At 63.6% G+C, this 18,690-nt stretch carries 14 protein-coding genes; 2 read left to right on the top strand and 12 right to left on the bottom strand.

Features of this window, described 5'->3' with window-relative positions:
• The first annotated feature begins 31 nt into the window (after positions 1-31).
• Complete coding sequence (locus tag GWK63_RS04850; RefSeq protein ID WP_007399973.1) at positions 32-1,414, top strand: FAD/NAD(P)-binding protein; 1,383 nt, start codon at positions 32-34, stop codon at positions 1,412-1,414.
• Here GWK63_RS04850 and GWK63_RS04845 read toward each other — a convergent pair.
• The 7 genes from GWK63_RS04845 to GWK63_RS04815 form a co-directional block, all read right to left on the bottom strand.
• Complete coding sequence (locus GWK63_RS04845; protein ID WP_157998293.1) at positions 1,408-1,566, bottom strand: hypothetical protein; 159 nt, start codon at positions 1,564-1,566, stop codon at positions 1,408-1,410. The genes GWK63_RS04850 and GWK63_RS04845 overlap by 7 nt on opposite strands.
• Before the next feature lie 137 nt (positions 1,567-1,703).
• Entirely contained in the window at positions 1,704-3,074 is a 1,371-nt protein-coding gene (locus GWK63_RS04840; protein ID WP_034930897.1) for a sugar porter family MFS transporter, read from the bottom strand.
• A 48-nt stretch (positions 3,075-3,122) separates the two neighbouring features.
• Positions 3,123-4,253: an L-dopachrome tautomerase-related protein gene (locus tag GWK63_RS04835; protein ID WP_007399970.1), complete on the bottom strand. Its 1,131-nt coding sequence runs from the start codon at positions 4,251-4,253 to the stop codon at positions 3,123-3,125.
• Positions 4,254-4,366: 113 nt separating this feature from the next.
• Positions 4,367-5,836, bottom strand: a complete 1,470-nt coding sequence (gene xylB, locus GWK63_RS04830) for a xylulokinase (RefSeq protein WP_039999791.1) — start codon at positions 5,834-5,836, stop codon at positions 4,367-4,369.
• Positions 5,837-6,239: 403 nt separating this feature from the next.
• Positions 6,240-7,382 carry an acetoin dehydrogenase dihydrolipoyllysine-residue acetyltransferase subunit gene (locus GWK63_RS04825; protein ID WP_007399967.1) on the bottom strand — a complete coding sequence of 381 codons (1,143 nt, stop codon included), beginning with the start codon at positions 7,380-7,382 and terminating at the stop codon, positions 6,240-6,242.
• A 1-nt stretch (position 7,383) separates the two neighbouring features.
• The gene (locus GWK63_RS04820) at positions 7,384-8,412 is read right to left on the bottom strand and encodes an alpha-ketoacid dehydrogenase subunit beta (protein ID WP_007399966.1); all 1,029 of its coding nucleotides are present in this window, start codon (positions 8,410-8,412) and stop codon (positions 7,384-7,386) included.
• Positions 8,413-8,444: 32 nt separating this feature from the next.
• On the bottom strand, positions 8,445-9,410 hold the full coding sequence (locus tag GWK63_RS04815; RefSeq protein WP_007399965.1) for a thiamine pyrophosphate-dependent dehydrogenase E1 component subunit alpha: 966 nt from the start codon (positions 9,408-9,410) through the stop codon (positions 8,445-8,447).
• Between the two features lie 219 nt (positions 9,411-9,629).
• On the opposite strand from GWK63_RS04815, the gene GWK63_RS04810 reads away from it, so the two are divergent.
• Positions 9,630-10,580, top strand: a complete 951-nt coding sequence (locus tag GWK63_RS04810) for a helix-turn-helix domain-containing protein (RefSeq protein WP_007399963.1) — start codon at positions 9,630-9,632, stop codon at positions 10,578-10,580.
• A 202-nt stretch (positions 10,581-10,782) separates the two neighbouring features.
• On the opposite strand, the gene msrQ is transcribed toward GWK63_RS04810, so the two are convergent.
• From msrQ to GWK63_RS04785, 5 genes are all read right to left on the bottom strand, one after another.
• Positions 10,783-11,412, bottom strand: a complete 630-nt coding sequence (gene msrQ / locus GWK63_RS04805; RefSeq protein WP_007399961.1) for a protein-methionine-sulfoxide reductase heme-binding subunit MsrQ — start codon at positions 11,410-11,412, stop codon at positions 10,783-10,785.
• Positions 11,413-11,414: 2 nt separating this feature from the next.
• Positions 11,415-12,359, bottom strand: coding sequence for a protein-methionine-sulfoxide reductase catalytic subunit MsrP (gene msrP / locus GWK63_RS04800; protein WP_007399960.1), 945 nt, complete (start codon positions 12,357-12,359; stop codon positions 11,415-11,417).
• A 361-nt stretch (positions 12,360-12,720) separates the two neighbouring features.
• Positions 12,721-16,671 (bottom strand): cellulose synthase subunit BcsC-related outer membrane protein, encoded by a 3,951-nt coding sequence (locus tag GWK63_RS04795; RefSeq protein WP_039999790.1) that lies wholly within the window; start codon positions 16,669-16,671, stop codon positions 12,721-12,723.
• Positions 16,672-16,678: 7 nt separating this feature from the next.
• Positions 16,679-17,836, bottom strand: coding sequence for an acyltransferase family protein (locus GWK63_RS04790; RefSeq protein ID WP_039999788.1), 1,158 nt, complete (start codon positions 17,834-17,836; stop codon positions 16,679-16,681).
• An 87-nt stretch (positions 17,837-17,923) separates the two neighbouring features.
• Complete coding sequence (locus tag GWK63_RS04785) at positions 17,924-18,592, bottom strand: SGNH/GDSL hydrolase family protein (protein ID WP_007399956.1); 669 nt, start codon at positions 18,590-18,592, stop codon at positions 17,924-17,926.
• Positions 18,593-18,690 lie beyond the last annotated feature (98 nt).

Genomic DNA, 18,690 nt, shown 5'->3' with positions numbered 1-18,690 from the left:
CCCAACCCTGCGGAAAACGGATATATACGCCATGCCATCCTATCCCCTGACACCCGTCCTGATCGCCGGTGGTGGTCCGGCGGGGATTGCCCTGCTGCTTGCAGCCTCCCGCATGGGCGAACTGTCCCGCCTGCTGGATGAAGGCATTACCCTGGTTGAACAGGGCCACACCATTGGTTCCGGCATGCTGGGGCGCTATGTCATCAATTCCGACAGCGCGGCGGAAACCTTTGTCGATGCCCTGACCGACAATCCGGTACCCGAACTGGCCCGACTGCGCACCCACCCGCTGGTGGAGATGATCCAGGCCCATGGCAAGGACACCCTGCCCCTGCGGGTGGTGGCGGATTATCTGGATCTGGTGGGGCATGTCCTGACCGGACTGATCCGGAACCATCCGGCCTCCCGGCTTCTGACAGGCTGGCGGCTGGCAAGCCTGCGTCAGGACGACAGGGGGGAATGGGCCGCCCATCTTGTCTCGGCCGATGGGGCCCGGGCACAGCATGTCAGGGCGGCAAAGGTTGTTCTGGCACTGGGTGCCATACAGCCCGAATGCCGCCTGCATGATGAACAGGTGGGAGGGGCCGCGCTGCTGCCGCGTTACAGCGGCAGGCTCATGCAGTCCGATGACCTGCTTGCCCCTGATGGCATCAGCCGGCTGCGCACGCTGGTGGCCGGAAGCGAAAAGCCGAAGATCGCCATAATCGGCGGTGCCAGCAGCGCGCTGTCCGTTGCCCGGGTCATCCTGCGGGATATGGGGAACCGGATCGTGCCGGGCAACCTGACGCTGCTGCACAGGTCCCGCCTGAAACTGTTCTACCGGACGGCAGAAGAGGCCCTTGCCGATGGCTATACCGATTTCGGCGCGGCCGATATCTGTCCGATCAGCCATTTTGTGTACCGCTTCGGGGGGCTGCGCTATGATTCGCGCAATCTGGCCATGCAGCTGATGGGCATTGCCAACGCCGCCCCCGAACCCCGGCTGCACACGATGCAGATGACAGGACATAATGACAGCGCGGTGCAGGCCACGCTGGACAGTGCGGATGCCCTTGTCGCCTGTCTTGGCTACCGCCCCCGGCGCGTGGCCATCATGGACCGTGACAACCATCCCATGGCGCTGGCCACGGACCATCCCGATGGCAGCCTGACCGGACCGGACTGCGGCATAATGGATGGGTCCGGCCACGAAATTCCGGGGCTGTTCGGCCTGGGGCTGGCTTCGGGCTACAGCGCGTCCGCCACCATGGGTGGGGAAAGCAGCTTTAACGGACAGGTCAACAGCCTGTGGTTGTGGCAGAATGCCATTGGCGAGAAAATCCTGTACCAGCTACTGCCTGAAGAAGCCCCCCTGCCCCGTATCCCAATGGCCCATGCTTCCGTAATCGACGCGCATCACAGTATCCATCACTGATCCCGGCTGGTACGTTTCCTCCTGCCCACAGGCCGCCCTGCCACCCGCAGGGCGGCCTGCTTATGGAAAAATCCATCAATCATATAGAAGTCTTTAGGTGTCGCCTTTTTTAAAAGGCGGCGTTCTGTCGAAGCTTTTGCAAAAAGCTTCACCAAAAACTTTCTTCAATCCCAAAGCGCTATCATGAGCTGACTGATCAGACAGTCTTGTAGAAGAACGCTGCCTATCTGAAAAACAGGCAGCGCTTAAAAAGCTTTATTGTTTCCTGTCCCGAAATAATGCCGTGCACTCAGGTCAACTGGTTGAAGGTGCCATCTTTCAGCGCCGTCTCGATATCCTCCAGCGAGCGTCCACGCGTTTCAGGCACACAACGCCAGACAAACACGAACGCCAGCAGGTTGATCCCCGCATACATCCAGAACGTACCCGCCGCCCCCAGCGCCTGTACCAGGGACAGGGTGGTCAGCGAAATCAGCAAATCGGCCACCCAGTGCGTGGCGGCTACCAGACTCATGCCCTTGCTGCGGCATGACAGGGGATAGACCTCCGCCCCCACAAGCCATATGGCCACAGACAGGCTGCCCACGTTGAATATGGCGTAACACACCACGGCTGCCGCCGTGATCCAGGTGTTGATACCCTGTGTCGAGCCGATGCCAAACATCGTGGCCAGCACCATAAGCGATACGACCGCACCGGGTATGAGCCGCAACAGCAGCCGCCGCCGCCCCCACGCATCCACCGCCCAGCTGCCAAATGCGGTAGACAGGACCATGGCCACCCCAATGGCGATGGAGGTGAGCAGGGCGGAACTCTGTCCAAATCCCACACCCGCGAAAATGGTGGGGGCATAATACAGCACCGCATTGATGCCCGTGATCTGGCAGAACAGCGCCACCCCCACCGAAGCCACGACCGCGGGCCGCACCCAGGGCTGCAGCAGGGCCGACCATGGCGCCTGCTCATCATGCATGGCGACGATGGCGTCCAGTTCCGTGCGCGCGGCCTGCGGGTCACGCCGCAGGCGCTGCAGGACTTCGAACGCGCCTTCAAGATTGCCCTTCATGGCCAGCCAGCGCGGGCTGCGCGGCAGCACCGACATGCCACCGAACAGAATGACCGCCGGTATGATCCCCAGCCCGAACATGAGCCGCCATGACTGGTTGCGGCACAGATACCCCGCAATGAAGGACACCAGGATGCCGGACACGACCGCAAGCTGGAACAGCACGACCATCTGCCCGCGTTTTTCCCGCGGGGCGATCTCGGCAATATAGACCGGCACGATCTGCGAGCACATGCCAACCGCAAGCCCCAGTATGAACCGCGCGCAGACCAGCAGCACCACCCCCGGCGCCAGGGATGCCACCAGCGTGCCGACAATAAAGACCAGGGCCGCGAACATAATCATGTAGCGCCGTCCCAGCCGGTCCGACAGCGGCGCCGCCATAAGGCAGCCCCCCAGCGCACCCGCCACAATGGCCGATGTCACGACCTGCTGGCCCAGCGTATCCAGTGCGAAGTCGGGTGTTATCTGCAGCAGGGCCGCGGATATGATGCCGGTATCGTACCCGAACAGCAGCCCGCCCGTTGCCGCCACCCCGGCAATCAGGTTGACAATACCGGAACCGGGGGAAGCCATCTGCCTGTCATGCGCCATTATCATGCGTTCTTTCAGCTTGCCGGTCCGGACGGGTGCCGGCCGGGTTTATTTAAGGGGAATGCGCACCACGAGCCACGGGCGCTCCTCCATGTCCTTCCCGTCGTGGAAAACGGGCAGTCGCCCCCACTGGCCCACGGTCAGCCATAACGCGCCGTCCTTCAGCGCCAGCCCGTCGGGCGCGATCAGGCGCGGGTCATGGGCCAGCACATCCAGATGTCCGTCCGCCGTGCGGCGCAGCACGGCATGGCGCTCGATATCGGTCAGGTACAGCGTGTTGTCCGGCCCGGTGGCCATGCCGTCCACCACGGCGTCCTCGCCTTCATCACGCACCGACTGCTCCAGTTGGGCAGGCTTGGTGGCGGGATTGGCCAGCAGCGCGGTGGGGGCACTGTACAACCTGCGGCTGGACAGGGGCTGCCAGTAAAGCCTGCTGGAATCCGTGCTGAGTGTCAGGCCATCGATTCCCCCCTGTCCCATGGCCGGATGCGCCATGTCATAGCGCAGCATCCGTCCATCCAGTTCCATGGCGAAACCCGGCTCGGCACGGGTGGAAGGGGCGTTTTCCAGCACACGGCGCGCCTGCCCGGTGGCAATATCCACCACGATGATCGCGGGATGGTCCATAAGCGAGGTATCGCTGACATAGGCCGTGCCCTGCGCCCCATGCGTCATGTCCACGCGCACGTCATTGACGTGGCTGTCAGGCAGTGTGGCACCCTTGTCCAGCGGGATATCCGCAATGATCTGGCCCGTATGCCCATCCATGCCGATCAGGGCCGGGGTAGGCGGGGTTTTCTGGCCCGCAACCGTGCCTTCATCGACAATCCACAGCCGCCCCGATGCATCCACCGTCATGCCAAGGGGGGAGATCAGGCGGGCCTGTGTCGCCGCGTCGGGAAAAGGGGTAACCCTGCCGTCACGCAGCAGGCCAAGGCGAGGCCCCTTGTGGTCGGCCGCACTGCGCGGAAAGGCCAGCACCACCCGCCCATCGGGCAGGGCCGCGATGCCGGAGGGCTGCATGTCGGCAAAGCGCGCGACAACGCTGACATTTCCGGTGGCGGCCGCCCCGTGGTCAACGCTGTCTGCCGCACGGGCCGCAACCGGCGCCAGAAGCGACAGAAGCAGGGCCGCGCCCGCGCGGCGGTGCAAAATCGTGGAAAGCAGGCCTGTTTTCATACTGGTTGATCCATTTCCGTATTCTTGCCCAGCCGGGCGGGATGAACGACCCTCTGGCTATACCAGTCTTTTGTCCCGGTCAGGAATGCGGGCGCGTGGCAGGGTGGCCATTGTCAGGCAGGTAGCGTGTCCATGGCGCTGCGCACGGCCGGATAGAGCGCACGATAACGGGCCAGCGGGGCGGCATAGGCCGGGCTGACCTGCGGGTCGGGCACCAGCGTCTCCTCGCGCTTTAGCGGCAGGCATACGCTCTCTACCTCCTCCCCCGTTACGGCAAGGCGGGCCAGGCGGGCCGCGCCAAAGGCACCGCCCTGCGCCCCATGCGCCAGGCGGTGCAGCGACAGCCCGGTCACGTTGGCCAGGATGGACACCCAGACACGGCTGTTCGAACCGCCCCCGATCACATCCGCTTCCCGCACCACGGACCCCGCCGCCGCCAGCACGTCCACCACGTCACGAAAGGAGAACGCCACCCCTTCCAGCACCGCCTGCGTCATCTGTGCCCGCGTCGTGCCCTGCGACAGGCCGGCAAAGACACCCCGGATGCGCCCGTCGTTATGCGGCGTGCGTTCACCCGACAGGTACGGCAGGAAAATGACAGGGGAAGGTTGCGTGACAGGATCGGGCAGTTCCGCCAGCAGGGCCGCCTCCGTCATGCCGGTCGTGCGCGCCCACCATGCCAGCGATGCCGCCGCCGACAGCGTGACCCCCATCTGGTGCCACCTGTCGGGCACCGCATGGCAGAAGGCATGGATGCCACCCTGCGGGTGGGGCCTGAAGCGCTCTGTCGTAAGCCACAGCACGCCGGACGTACCCAGCGAGAGAAAGGATGAACCCGGCGTCACCGCCCCCAGCCCCACCGCGCCCGCCGCATTATCGCCCGCGCCCCCCGCCAGTACCGGGCGTACCTTCATCCCCCACCGACGCGCCAGACCGGCATCCAGCGCACCTGCCCGCGCCGTGCCTTCCACCAGAGCGGGCATGGCGCGCGTCTCCAGCCCGCAGGCGGCCAGCGCGCCATCGGACCAGCAGCGCCTGCCCACATCCAGCCACAGGGAACCCGATGCGTCGGACATGTCCTCGATCATCTCGCCAGTCATGCGATAACGCAGCCATGCCTTGGGCAGCAGGACATGACGGGTGGCACGAAATACATCCGGCTCATGTTCCGCCACCCATATCAGCTTGGGCGCGGTAAAGCCTGGCATGGCCATGTTGCCGCATACCTGCCGGAATTCGGGGAAGCGACGCTCGAATTCCCCACATTGCGCTGTGGCGCGGGTATCGTTCCACAAGATGCATGGACGCAGCACGCCCCCGTCTTCCCCCAGCAGCACGGCACCATGCTGCTGGCCCGACAGGCCAATGCCCCTGACCACCGCCATTTCACGCGGATGGCGGGCGGCCAGCACGTCCATGGCGGCCAGAAGGGCGACCCACCAGTCCCCCGGTGCCTGCTCGTTCCATCCCGCATGGGGGGATGTGACATGCAGGGGATGCGTGTGACTGGCAAGGACGCGCTGCGCCCCATCAACCAGAACGGCCTTCAGGCCCGAAGTGCCCAGATCAATCCCGACAAACATTATTATTATTCCCGTGCCGGGACCGGCGTACCGGTCCGGCCTTCTTGCTTTGCCGCGTTCGTGTGCTGCAAGTGAATGCATACTGCCCGCAACAGCGCAAGTACGGGCTGCACACCTTCTGGTGACCACCCCCCGGCAGGCATGATGCCCGGGCACGGGACAGTAAGGTCGGGAACAGTTGAAATATTACTTACTGAAAACGGTTTCCCTTTAAATGAAAAAAGGGAAAAGCCTGACCGGCCTTTCCCCTCCATGCGCCTTTGACGCCTGCATTGACGACATGCCACAAATCTTAAAGAAGCTTCTGACAAGGCTTGTTTTTAAAGCCTCGAAGAACGCCACCTTCCTGAAAAGACGGCGCCCAGAAGCTTTTATGTTTATCAAGGATTATTTTGAGCGGTTTTCAGGACGTGGCGACCTTCGTTTTTATGAACTCCTCAACAATCGTATTGACGGCCGTGGCACTTTCAAGCTGGGGCATGTGCCCTATGTCCGCCAGCATATGGCGGGTAATGGCGGCGGGCAGGCCCTCGGCCTGTGTTGCGGGCAGCACTTCATCCGCCTGCCCCCAGATCAGGGTGACCGGCATGTCGGCCGCCTGGATGTCGGGGCGCAGGTCATCACCCTGCTGGCCCGCGGGGAAGCAGGCGGCCGCGATCGTGCGCAATGCCGCCTCCGCCCCGTCCAGCCGTTTGTAGCGCAGCACGTCATCGGCCATGCGCCGCCCGATCAGCGATTTGTCATGCACCAGGTATTTCAGCACATCCTGCAGGGCACGGACCCGGTCGGCCGCGATAAAGCCGTTGATGAAGTCCATGTTGATCTGGCGGCCCAGCCCGGCCGGGGCAACCAGCACAAGGGATGCCACCCGCTGCGGGGCCATGCGCGCAAGTGTCAGCGCAATGCCGCCACCCAGCGAATGCCCCATGACATGCACGCGCGGCAGGTCAAGGTGATCAAGTAACCGTATGGTTACACCAGCAAAGAATTCCAGCGTGCCCGGCCCCACATCCTTCGAGGAACCACCATGCCCCGGCAGGTCAAAGGCAATGACGCGCCGCCCCTGGGCAAGGGCTGCGTGATTGAACATCCAGTTCTTCAGGTCACCGCCAAAACCGTGGATGAGCACGAGCGGTATCTCATCCCCCTCGCCCCGTTCATGCAGGCGCAGGGTGTATTCCCCCACCGTAACCGTAACCGGCTCATCAACGGCCGCGTCACCTTCCCCATCACCGGCACTCTCGGCAAATTCGGCCTGGAAACGGGTAATGAACGCATCAATGTCCGCATCCGGCACCGCCGCATCGGCCACGACGCCAATCAGCGCGCCCACGGGCAGCATCTCGCCATTGGCCGCGACCTGCCGGCGGAATGTGCCCGCAAGCGGACTTTCGAACGTGTTGGTGATCTTGCTGGTCTCGATATCGACCAGTTCCTCGCCCGCCGTAATGCTGGCACCGGGTTCGACCAGCCAGCCGGCAATCTTGCCCTCCGTCATGGCAAGGCCGAATTTGGGCATGGTGATGGGGGTGATGTCCTGTGCCATGTCAGACTTTCTCCACTACACGATGGTTCATGGTGGCGGTTACGGCTGCCTCGATCTTCTCCACACTGGGCATGTACAGGCTCTCGAGCACCGTGGCGAAGGGGACCGGCGTGTGCGGCGGCACCACGCGGCGGATGGGCGCGCGCAGGGTGTCGAACGCTTCCTCCGCCACCAGGGCCGCGATGTCGGTCGCCATGTTGCAGCGCGGGCTGGACTCATCCACAATGACCAGCCGCCCGGTATCGGCCACGCATTCCAGAATAGTGTCGCGGTCAAGGGGGGATGTGGTCCGCGGGTCGATGACCGTGCAGCTGATTCCCTTCTTTTCCAGCCGGTCAGCGGCCTGGTTGGCAAATCCCACCATGCGGCCGAACGCCACGATGGTCACGTCATCGCCTTCGCGTGTCAGGTTGGCTTCACCGAAGGGAATGGTATAGGCCTCGTCGGGCACCTCCTCTTCCTCGTCATACATCACCTTGTTTTCGAGGAAGATGACCGGATCGTCATCCCGTATGGCCGAGATCAACAGGCCCTTCGCCTCATAGGGGGAAGACGGGATGACGACCTTCAGCCCCGGTATGTGGGTAAACAGCGGGTACAGCGCCTGGCTGTGCTGGGCGGCGGCGTTGAAGCCCGCGCCATACATGGCGCGGATGACCAGCGGCGTGCGTGCCTTGCCGCCAAACATGTAGCGGAACTTGGCTGCCTGATTCATGATCTGGTCAAGGCAGCAGCCGACAAAATCCACGAACATCAGTTCCGCCACCGGGCGCAGGCCGGTAACGGCCGCACCGGCGGCAGCCCCGATATAGGAGGCTTCGGTAATCGGGGTATCCAGCACGCGGGTGGCACCAAACTCTTCATACAGTCCCTTGGTCACACCCAGCACACCGCCCCATGCATCCGTAACACCAGCGGAGCCGCCACGGCCCCCGGCCACGTCCTCCCCCATCAGGATGACGGTCGGGTCACGCCGCATTTCCTGCCGCAGGGCTTCATTGATCGCCTGCCGAAAGCTTTTCTTGCTCATTGTACATTTCCTTCCTGCTGTAGGGGACCGGCTCAGTAACGGACGTAGACGTCGGCCATGAGATCGGGCGCCTGGGGCAGCGGGTCGTCCTTGGCGCGCAGCACGGCGGACTCGATTTCATCCGCCACGGCGGCGTCCACTTCATCCAGCGCGCTGCCTTCAAACAGGCCCGCCTGGGTTACCCGCTCACGGAAAAGCCTGAGGCAGTCATGGTCACGCCGGGCCTCGGCCACCTCGTTGGGGGCACGGTATGTCATGGCATCGCCTTCAAAATGGCCGTACCAGCGCGTCAGGTGCACATGCAGCATGGCCGGGCCGTTGCCGCCGCGCGCATGGGCTATCGCCTCCCCCGCCGCCTGGTGCACGGCAAAGTAGTCCGAGCCGTCACATTCGATATACGGCATGCCAAAGGCCGCCGCCCGCGCGCGCTGGGTGCCCGCACAGGCATAGGATGCGGCCGTGGCCTCGCCATAGCCATTATCCTCCACCACGAACACGGCAGGCAGTTGCCACACGCTGGCAAGGTTCAGGCTTTCCAGCGTGGTGCCTTCGTTGGACGCGCCATCGCCATAGAAGGCAACCGCCACCGCGCCATCGCCCAGCGTCTTGTGCGACAGGGCCGCCCCACAGATCAGCGGCGGGCCGCCGCCCACAATGCCGTTGGCCCCCAGCATGCCGCAGCTCAGGTCGGCAATATGCATCGACCCGCCCTTGCCACGGCACACGCCGGTGCTGCGGCCATAGATTTCGGCCATCATGCCGGCAACGCCCACGCCCTTGGCAATGCAGTGGCCGTGGCCACGATGGGTGCTGGCGATGGTGTCGTTATCCGTCAGGTTGGCGCATACGCCCACGGCCGAGGCTTCCTCGCCGCAGTACAGATGCACGAAGCCCGGTATCTCGCCGGTTGCGAATTCGACATGCAGGCGCTCTTCAAACATGCGGATGGTACGCATGGCCCGATACGAGCGCAGCAGCGTTTCACGCGCTATTTGCATGGGTGTTTCCCCTGTTCTTTACTGCCTCCGCCCCTCATGCGCATGGGCATGCGGCGGGCTGGGGGCAGCACACACGCTTTGCCTGCCTGCCGGCAACAACGCGGTGGACAGGTTTCACGGCCATGTGACAGGGACGGTACGAAGTGTCGCGAAACCGCGACACGGGGCAGGTCCTTTAGCTGCTATCGTCCCCTCTTTTTCAAAACCTGTAGGAACAGCATGCTGCATGGCGCCCGTTTCCTGTTTTCCGCACCACCCATTGCCGCCATCCCCTCGGCCGGGACCGGGCTGGAAGGTTCATGGCGGCGCTGCCAGCATGAATACGGGCTGGACCCCGCCACCCCGGCGCTGCCCTGCGTGCTGTCGGGCGCCGAACTGCGCCAGTCCTGCCAGCGCGCCGGGCGTGTCATGCATTTCGCGGCGCCGGAACTGGATCTGCTGCACGCGGCACTGGAACCGGTGGGCTATACGGTCATGCTGGCCGATATCGGGGGCGTGGTACTGGACCACCGCACAGCCCCCCCCATCCGGCGCGGCTGCCGACGGTGGCATTTCTGGCCCGGCGCCGTATGGCACGAACGCGATGCGGGCACCAACGGCATAGGCACCTGCCTGGCTGAACAGCGCAGCGTAAGCGTGCACCGCAACCAGCACTGGCGCAGCGGGCTGCATGGGCTGGCGGGGGTGGCCACCCCGGTCTATGACGCGACGGGCCGCATGGCGGCCTGCCTAAACGCCAGTTCGTTCCGTCCCACGCCAGAGGGTACGATGGGCGCGCTGCTGGCATCGGCCCTGCTGCAGGCAGCGCGCCAGATCGAGCGGACCTGCTTCATGGATCGCTACCGTGGCCACGCCATCATGCTGCTGGGGGCGGCGATGGGGTCGTCCGTGCCCATGGTGGCCCTGGACCGGGAGCGGCATGTGGTAGGCGCCACCTTTGCCGCGCGCATGCAGATGGGCATTGCCCCGGCACAGGATGTCAATCTGTGCCTGCTGGATGACACGACGGCACCGCGCCCCGGCGCCCCCCTGCGTGAAGCCCAGACAGTGGCCATCCAGACCGCGCTGGCCAGTGCGCGCGGCAAGGTGGCGGTGGCGGCCCGCATGCTGGGCGTCAGCCGCTCGACCCTGCACCGCAGGTTGCGTAATCTGGAAAGCCCTCCCGCCTGAGACGGCAATACGGCTCCCTGCCGGTGGTATGGTCTGGAGATTGTTTTAAATAACAGTTTCCGGATACTGCCCCTGTTCAATAAGGCAGCGTTCTTCGAAGCTTCTGAAAAATGCTTCCCCAAAAAAAACTGTGTTGGTTTTTAACGGCAGGCTTTCCGGCCAGCCACCGGGCATAACGGATGATCTGGCGCACGCGACCGCATTATGCCGCCCGTCGTCGCCACCTGCGCCACGCAGCCTGGCACCGCCACACGACCATGGCCATGAGCAGGCCGGCATAGGTCACGCTGGTGACGTTATAGGTCTTGAATGCCATAAGGAAATGCACGGCCACCAGCAGGGCCACCCCATAGACCAGCCGGTGCAGCCTGCCCCACCGCCTGCCCAGCCTGCGCATGGCCCCGTCAGTGGACGTGATCGCCAGCGGCACCATCAGCATGAAGGCCGCAAACCCGATCATGAGGAACGGGCGCCGGGTCAGATCCTGCACCAGCACGCCAATATTGCCCTGCTGGTCCAGCCCCACATACACGCCCACATGCAGGCACACGTAACAGAAGGCCAGCAACCCCAGCATGCGGCGGTAGCGTATCAGGTTCAGGCCGGTCAGCGCGCGCAGCGGCGTAACCAGCAGCCCCGCCAGCAGAAAGCGCACCGCCCACAGCCCCAGCCAGCGTTCGAACACATTGACCGGGTCCGGCCCCAGCGCATCATGCGCGCCGTACCAGAAATAGAGGATGGCAGGCAGCAGGCCCAGCAGGGCCAGGGCCGCCCGCTCACCCCACCACGGTACGAGCAGGCGGTTGCGGGGCGTACCGGACAGATACGGCACGTTCAGTAATTCCGCCGCAGGTCCATGCCGCCATACAGCCCGGCCACCTGTTCGCCATAACCATTGAACATGAGGGTTTTCTTCCGCCCGCCACCAAAGAAGCCGCCCGCGCCGATAATCCGTTCCGACGCCTGGCTCCAGCGTGGATGATCGACTTCGGGATTGACGTTGGCGAAGAAACCGTATTCCTGCGCGTTCATCTGGTTCCACGTTGTAGGGGGCCGGCTTTCCACCAGCCGGATACGGGTGATCGACTTGATGCCCTTGAACCCGTATTTCCATGGCACCACCAGCCGGACGGGCGCGCCATTCTGGTTGGGCAGGATCTCCCCATACAGTCCCACCGCCAGCAGGGTCAGCGGATGCATGGCCTCATCCAGCCGCAGACCCTCCACATAGGGCCATGCCAGTGAATCAAGCCCGTTGCGCTGGCCGGGCATCTGCGCGGGCCGCACGACGGATTCAAAGGCGACATAACGCGCGCTGCCCAGCGGTTCCGCCTGTGCAAGCAGGCTGGCAAGCGGAAAACCATCCCATGGAATGACCATGGACCATGCCTCGACACAGCGCATGCGGTACAGGCGTTCTTCCAGTGGCATCGCGGCAATCAGCTGGTCGATATCCCATACGCGCGGACGGGCGACCAGCCCCTCGACCGAGAGCGTCCATGGCCGCGCGGCAAAACGGGCGGAAAGGGCGGCGGGATCTCCCTTGTCGAGGCCAAATTCATAGAAATTATTATAATGTGTCACATCCTGAAGCGGGGTCGGCCGTTCCGCGGCCTGAAAGGGGCCGGGCCGTACGGACAATGTCTGTGCCCCCGCGCGCGAGACAAGATGCGTGGCCGCCCCCGCCGCCGCACCGGCCAGCAGCGCGCGCCGCGACAGCCATGCCGAACGTGGCGTGATCTCGCCAGATGAAGGCCGGGGATAGGACCGGTCTGCCATGATGCGCCTCCTGCCCGGGTTACGGGGGTTCGACCCTGATGCCATACGCCCGGCCTGTCCCCGCCATGCGGGCAGCATACGCCATCCTCTCTCCCCTATCGACTGTTTTAAAATCCTGCCCATGCAACGGGCGGCATCCTGAAAGAAGGTCCTGCCAGGAAACTCCCCAAAACGCCGTATTTAAAAAAAATCATTACCCGGACCATTTCATTTACTGAATATCCATGGCCTGCATGGACCGTCATGAATGGGCGACGCGGCAGGCCGCCTTTTTTCAGCCTGCCGACAATCCATGACCGCCCATGCCGCGCCGCGCTGTCATTGTCATGGACAGGGCGCGGCCCGGCGCATGGCTACGGCATTACTGGCCATCAAAAGTATAGTGTGCCATCCACATGCCGCTGGTTTCCGACCAGTTTCCTGCCCGGCTGTAACCACCTTCCATGCCCAGACGCAGGCGGTGGGTGAACTGATAGACAACACGGCCACGTATGTTCCCCGCAAGGCCGCTTTCCCCCTCATCACCATAATAATCGGGCTGGTGCGCCACAGAAAGCGCCTGCAGGGCGGAATCCGTCGGGTAATAAGGCGCGCCATTGCTGTGATAGTGCTGGAAACCCGCTTCACCACGCAGGAACCATGTCCACCGCCGGTCATGTCCCGACCATTCGACCGGTATCATGGCGCCGTAATACTGCTGCGGCGAGAAGTATCCCCCCTGCCCCCATGTAAAGGAATAGGTATCGCGCTTGTAGCCGAAATACATCAGGTCAAGCCCGACCCGCAGCCACTGCCTGTCATGCGACTGCCATACCGTGGCACTGCCACCCGCGCCGGCCTCCACTTCGGTATTGTCAACGACATGGGTGCCACCCAGATAGGCAAAACCACCGCCCGCGTACAGGTTCCATGTCGGCTCCGACCATTCAAGCGCGCCATGGCCGAACATGCGTGTCACACCGCCCCATAGCCTGCCGGTGCCCGGATCGCGCATCCCGGCATAGGACAGTTCGCTATCCGTCACCATGCGGCGGCCACCACTTATGCGCAGGCCGAGGTTGCGGGTCAGGCGTGGCGCGAATTCAACCCCGCCCACCACATTGGTAATGGGAAAGCCCAGTGGCGACGACCCCACATCCGCCGAGAACCAGTGATTGACGTAATTCAGGCTCAGCCCCACGCCCTGCGTGTAATAATGGTGGGATGAGCCGGGCAGCGCCCCATTGATGGCATAGGTACCGAATTCATGCGCCGAATAGGGATTGGCAAGCGGATTGCCGGTGAACAGGAGCGTGGGCACGATCGAGAAGGACAGCCTGTGCTCCCAGGATTCAAACGGTAGCGTGCCCGTAATCGGCACGGCGAATTCCGTCAGCTGCCCCAGCCCCGCGGTGCCCGTGCGGCTGCGCACGTAGGAATTGGCATCGATCTGGGGCGATACGGAATCCCGCAGATAGACGATCTGGCGGTCCATTGCCTCCGGCCCGTCATCTTCGGGAATGTAGTGATAGGTTGCAGGCAGGGTCGCGCCATGCAGGTTGATGTAGTTGCTGTCGATCTCAGGCCAGCGATAGTCCGGTAGGAAGCTTTCATGCTGCCCGTCGCATGTCCCTTCACCATCAAGCGTGCACTGCGCGTGGCGCGCATGCTCCACATCCACCAGCTGCGCGCGTGTGTTGCCCTCTATCCGTTCGATATCGGAACGGACTTCCCAGCTCATCGGGCCATCGGGGTCTTCATGTGCCAGCCGGGTGGAATAGTCTTTTGCCTCTGCCATCTGGTGCAGTCCCCCCGCGTCACGCGCGGCGGCGGCAAGGGCGTATATGTTGTGCGGTTTCAGGCGCAGGGCGATCTGGTCCTCTTCCAGTGCGCGACGGGCCATGTTGCGGGTCTGGTAGACGCGCCCCATGGCCAGATGCGCCTCGGCGGAATCCGGATGTGCCTGCAGCACCGGCGCCAGTACCTGGTACGCCCGCGCCGTCTGGCCATAACGGTTGAACCCGTCCGCCGTCATGATGGCAAGGCCAATGGCGATCTGGTTGCGTATCTCCTGCTGGTCCGCCGTGATGTCGGTGGGCCGGGCCCGGGCCATCGCATCAAAGGCATTGAGGCATCGCGTTGCATCAACAGCGGAATGCAGCCGCAGGTACACACCCGCATAGGCAAGGAGCTGGGATGGCTGGGGCGGCTGGGTCAGACGTTCTTCCGTTGCCAGTACCTGCTGGGCATCCTGTGGGGCATGGCGGTCAAGCAGCGCGTTGGCGATACGCATGCCACGTTCACCCGTGGGGTCAGGCCGGTCGGCCAGCGCCACAAGGAGTGCGTTGGGCGCACGCGGCACGCGGTTGAGTTCCTGTATACGCCGGACCAGTTCGATCTGCTCGGCCACGCGGGCCATGCCGGGGCTTTCGATACCGGGGGGCAGCCGCGCCAGAAGCTGTTCCGCCCTGGCCATGTCATGGCGGCCCATTGCATAGAGGATCGCGGCCTGCAGGTCATCGGGGGTGACGGCGCGGCCACTGGTCACGCCATCCATGATGGCCTGGGCCTGCGCATGGTTGCCCGCTTCATCCAGCGCGCGCGCCAGCTTGAGCCGTATCCACGGGTCCGTGGGGGCCATGGCCATGGCCCGGTTCAGCAATGAAAGTTTTTCGTCATTATTGCGTGTCCGGTCCGACCGGGCTGAAAGCCCGGCCACTTCCAGATGCCGCGCAAGGTCGGGACGGATGTGCGCAAGACGCGCGATGATGTCCTGCGCTTCGGCCTCGCGTCCGGTTTCGATCAGGATCCCGCCCAGATTGAACAGCGCATCGGCATTGCCCGGCGCGCGGCGCAGGATCTCACGATACAGGCGCTCGGCTTCCTCCATATGGCCCTGCCTGCGCGCCAGCATGCCCTGCAGCGCCTGCAGCGTGATCGTGTTGCCCCGGCGGCCCAGCAGCGCCAGGTCAGACTGTGCCGCATCATAATGTCCGGAATTGATGGCCTGTATGATCCGTGCCACCAGCGGGTCCATCCCGCCTCCACCGCCTGCCTCCATCGCCTTCAGGGCCGCGCGCCAGTGGGCTGCGGAATCCGGGTCCGCCTGTATGGCCTGCTGGAAATAGTGCCGTGCCAGGGCGGGCTGCTGGCGGGCCTGCGCCACAAGCGCCATGCCGCCAAGCGAGTCCGCGTCATGGGCGTTGATGGCCAGGGCGCGATGGAACAGGTCGGCGGCCCCTTCGATATTCCTGCGCGACAGCAGCACGAAACCCTGCTGGCGGTAATTCGCGCCATCAATGATATTCTGCGCATCCTGCGCCTTGTGCCGGCGGTCAATGATTTCCGCATCCCCCGGATGCAGGTCAAGCCACTCGTTATACAGTGCGATGGTGGGCCCCGTGACCGGTTCCCACAGCAGGGCGTCACGCCAGGCGGCAATGGCCCCGTCACGTATCGCGGCGGAAGCATTGGAACGGGCAAGCTGGCGCAGGCCCTCCAGCCCCTCGTCACGCGAGGTGACATGATAGGTCAGGATCCGGTCCAGCGAAAGTTTTGCGTCCAGGTCACGCGGGTTGCGCGCCACCCAGGCGGCAAGCCTGGTGGCGGCTTCCTGATAGCCAAGGGTGGTGGCCCCCAGAACGCGGTAATATTCCATGGCCAGGTCGGGCGGCGGGTCACCGTTCTTGAACAGGGCGCGGTATTTGAACATCGCGGGCATCATCTTGCCCTCGGCCGCAAGGGCGCGGGCTTCCGCCAGCCCCCTGGGGTCTATCGGACCGGCATGGATCTGGGCCCTGAGATCAGCCACCAGACCCGGTGCATTCCCGTTCTGGATCAGCCTGCCCAGTGTGGCGGCGGCAAGCTTCGTCTGGCCTTCCGCCATCTGCAGGCGACCCAGCAGGAAAAGGGCCTCGTTATTATCCGGCTCGATGGACAACGCACGCTGGATCGTCTCGCGTGCCTTGGGCAGGTTGTGCTGCCCCAGCCAGTAATATCCCTGGTTCAGCAGCAGTTCCAGCACGGCCGCGGCATGCGCCAGATGCGCGTTGGCCGCGTTCTGGCCTGCATCGGGGGTCACGGTAATCTGGGTGCTGCCACCGGCGGGGGACGCCGCGCTGTCCGGTCCTGCCGTCCAGGCGGGTTCCGCCTGCGCGATCTCCCCAGCCATGATGACACCGGCAACCATGCCACAGATGATTTTCCATCCACCCCCGGCCAGCCATGCCGATGACGGCCGGCAGGCGGCGGGGCGCATGACCCACGCCGCAGGCGCCTTCCGCCATGCCACGGCAGGCTGCCGCCCACGGGCGGGACAGTATTGTCGAGTCATGTATTTCCTAATGAACACGGGACACACGGGAGACGTAGAACAGGACCATGGCCAACACCATGCATGACCCCACCAGCAGGGCCGCCCCACGGTTGCGGACGGCGGAGACGACCCTGTCCTCGTAATCCAGGCCGGTACGTTCCACCAGCAGGTAACTGAACAGGCTGACCACGAGCACGATGCCCAGAACCGCCGCCATGACCAGACCATGCACCTGAAAGAACAGAAGGTAGTTTGCCACCACAATACCCGGCCAGTGCCAAAGATAGACCGAGTAGGAAATGACCCCCAGCGGGGAAAGCGGCACCAGGCACAGCCTGCCCGCCTGCGTCTGGGGCAGCATGATGATGGCCGCAACGGCCACACAGGGAAAAACCGCCATGCAGGACGGACAGGCAAAGCGGAGCGTATAGAACAGGGCCGCGCCCACAATCACCCCAACGGCCCCGGCATGGATGGTATTCGCCGCCACCGTCGACAGTCGGGGGCGCGGGAACATCCAGATCATCGTGCCAAGCGAGAACTGCCACAGCCGGGCAAAGATGTTGTAATAGGCCTGCGTATCCCCCCGGATGTCGCAGCTGATGCAAAAGGCAAACGACGCCACGCAGATGCCCGACAGTACCAGCCTGCGGTGCCGTGACAGCGGCAGCAGCAGGGCCATCAAGAAGATGATGGCATAGAACTGCATTTCCAGCGAAAGCGACCATGTATGCAGGAAGGGGTAGGCAATGCTCTGCCCCTGGAAATAGCCGACATGCCCCGATGCCCAGATATTGGACAGGTAGACCAGGGCATAGGCGCCGTTATCGGCGATATCGGCCCGGTCACTCTGCAGCACCCACCACAGCATGCCGGCCGAGACCAGCGCGATCATGCACAGCAGCGCGGGAAGCAGGCGGTAAAGCCTGCGGCAGACAAAGCGCATTGGCTGGAACGGATGCTGCATGAGCGCCGAACGGCCCATGAAATAGCCCGAGATCACGACAAAGACGTCAACCCCGACAAAGCCCCCCTTCAGCCAGCCCGCATGGAACAGGACAACAAGGGCAACGGCAAGACCACGCAGCCCGTCGATATCGCGCCGACGGTTTTGGGGAAAGAAGTCCTTCCCGAACATGTCCCGCCATCTGCTGGCGGGGGCGGCGTCATTTACTTGCAGCATCAACAAATTTCCACGTATGCGTCCGTATCCGGCAAGATGGGAACATCCCGCGACATGTCAGGGACAGTGCCGTGGCGTGAGCGGTCCCTACTGTCCCGCCGCGGCGGGAGACTTCAGCTTCTCCAGTTCCGGCAGCGCTGCCTGCACGATGGCATTGCCCCAGACCCGGTAGCTTTCCGGTGTCGCGTGAATGCCATCGGTGGTACTGACGCTTCCCTGCCTGAGCAGCGCCGTGCCATCGATATAGGTGCATGGCGCCACTTCCCCCTTCAGGAAGCTTGCCATTTCCATCGCGCGCTGGTCGGTCTTGCCATAACGCGGGCTGAACTGCCCCCAGGTCGGCCCGACCCAGATGCACGCGGTCCTGCCAATCGTATAGGTCAGGGACTTGACCTGCTCGTCCACCCAGTCTTTCGAGACCGCGCCCTGCCCATAGGCGGCCATGGTATCCCCCAGGATGACCATGACCGCGTCGGGGTGCCATTTCGCAATCAGTTCGGCCACCGGCGGCGGCGAGGCAGGTTTCATGTCGGGCGCGCCGATCGGGGCGGTGCCGATGCGTTCGGCCGCCCCGCATCCGTTATTGGGATTAGGCACAACCCAGTCCGCCGCGGTGGAGGAACACACACCATAGGTCACGACCCTTGCGCCCTGCCTGGTAAATTCATCAGGCAGGACCGAAAGCAGGGTGTCTTTGAAGGTTACGTGACTATCACCGATAATCAGAAGTGTCAGGCCAGCAAGAAGAGCATTCATCGATCATTTCCAAACAATATAATTCGTCTTTTGAAAATCCAGGACTATGCGCCAATAGACTCGATGACAACATTGATTTCATTCAACATTTACTACCT

This window comes from Komagataeibacter rhaeticus, assembly GCF_011611525.1.
Taxonomy (GTDB): Bacteria; Pseudomonadota; Alphaproteobacteria; order Acetobacterales; family Acetobacteraceae; genus Komagataeibacter; species Komagataeibacter rhaeticus.
This window is presented reverse-complemented; position numbering and strand designations above follow the sequence as displayed.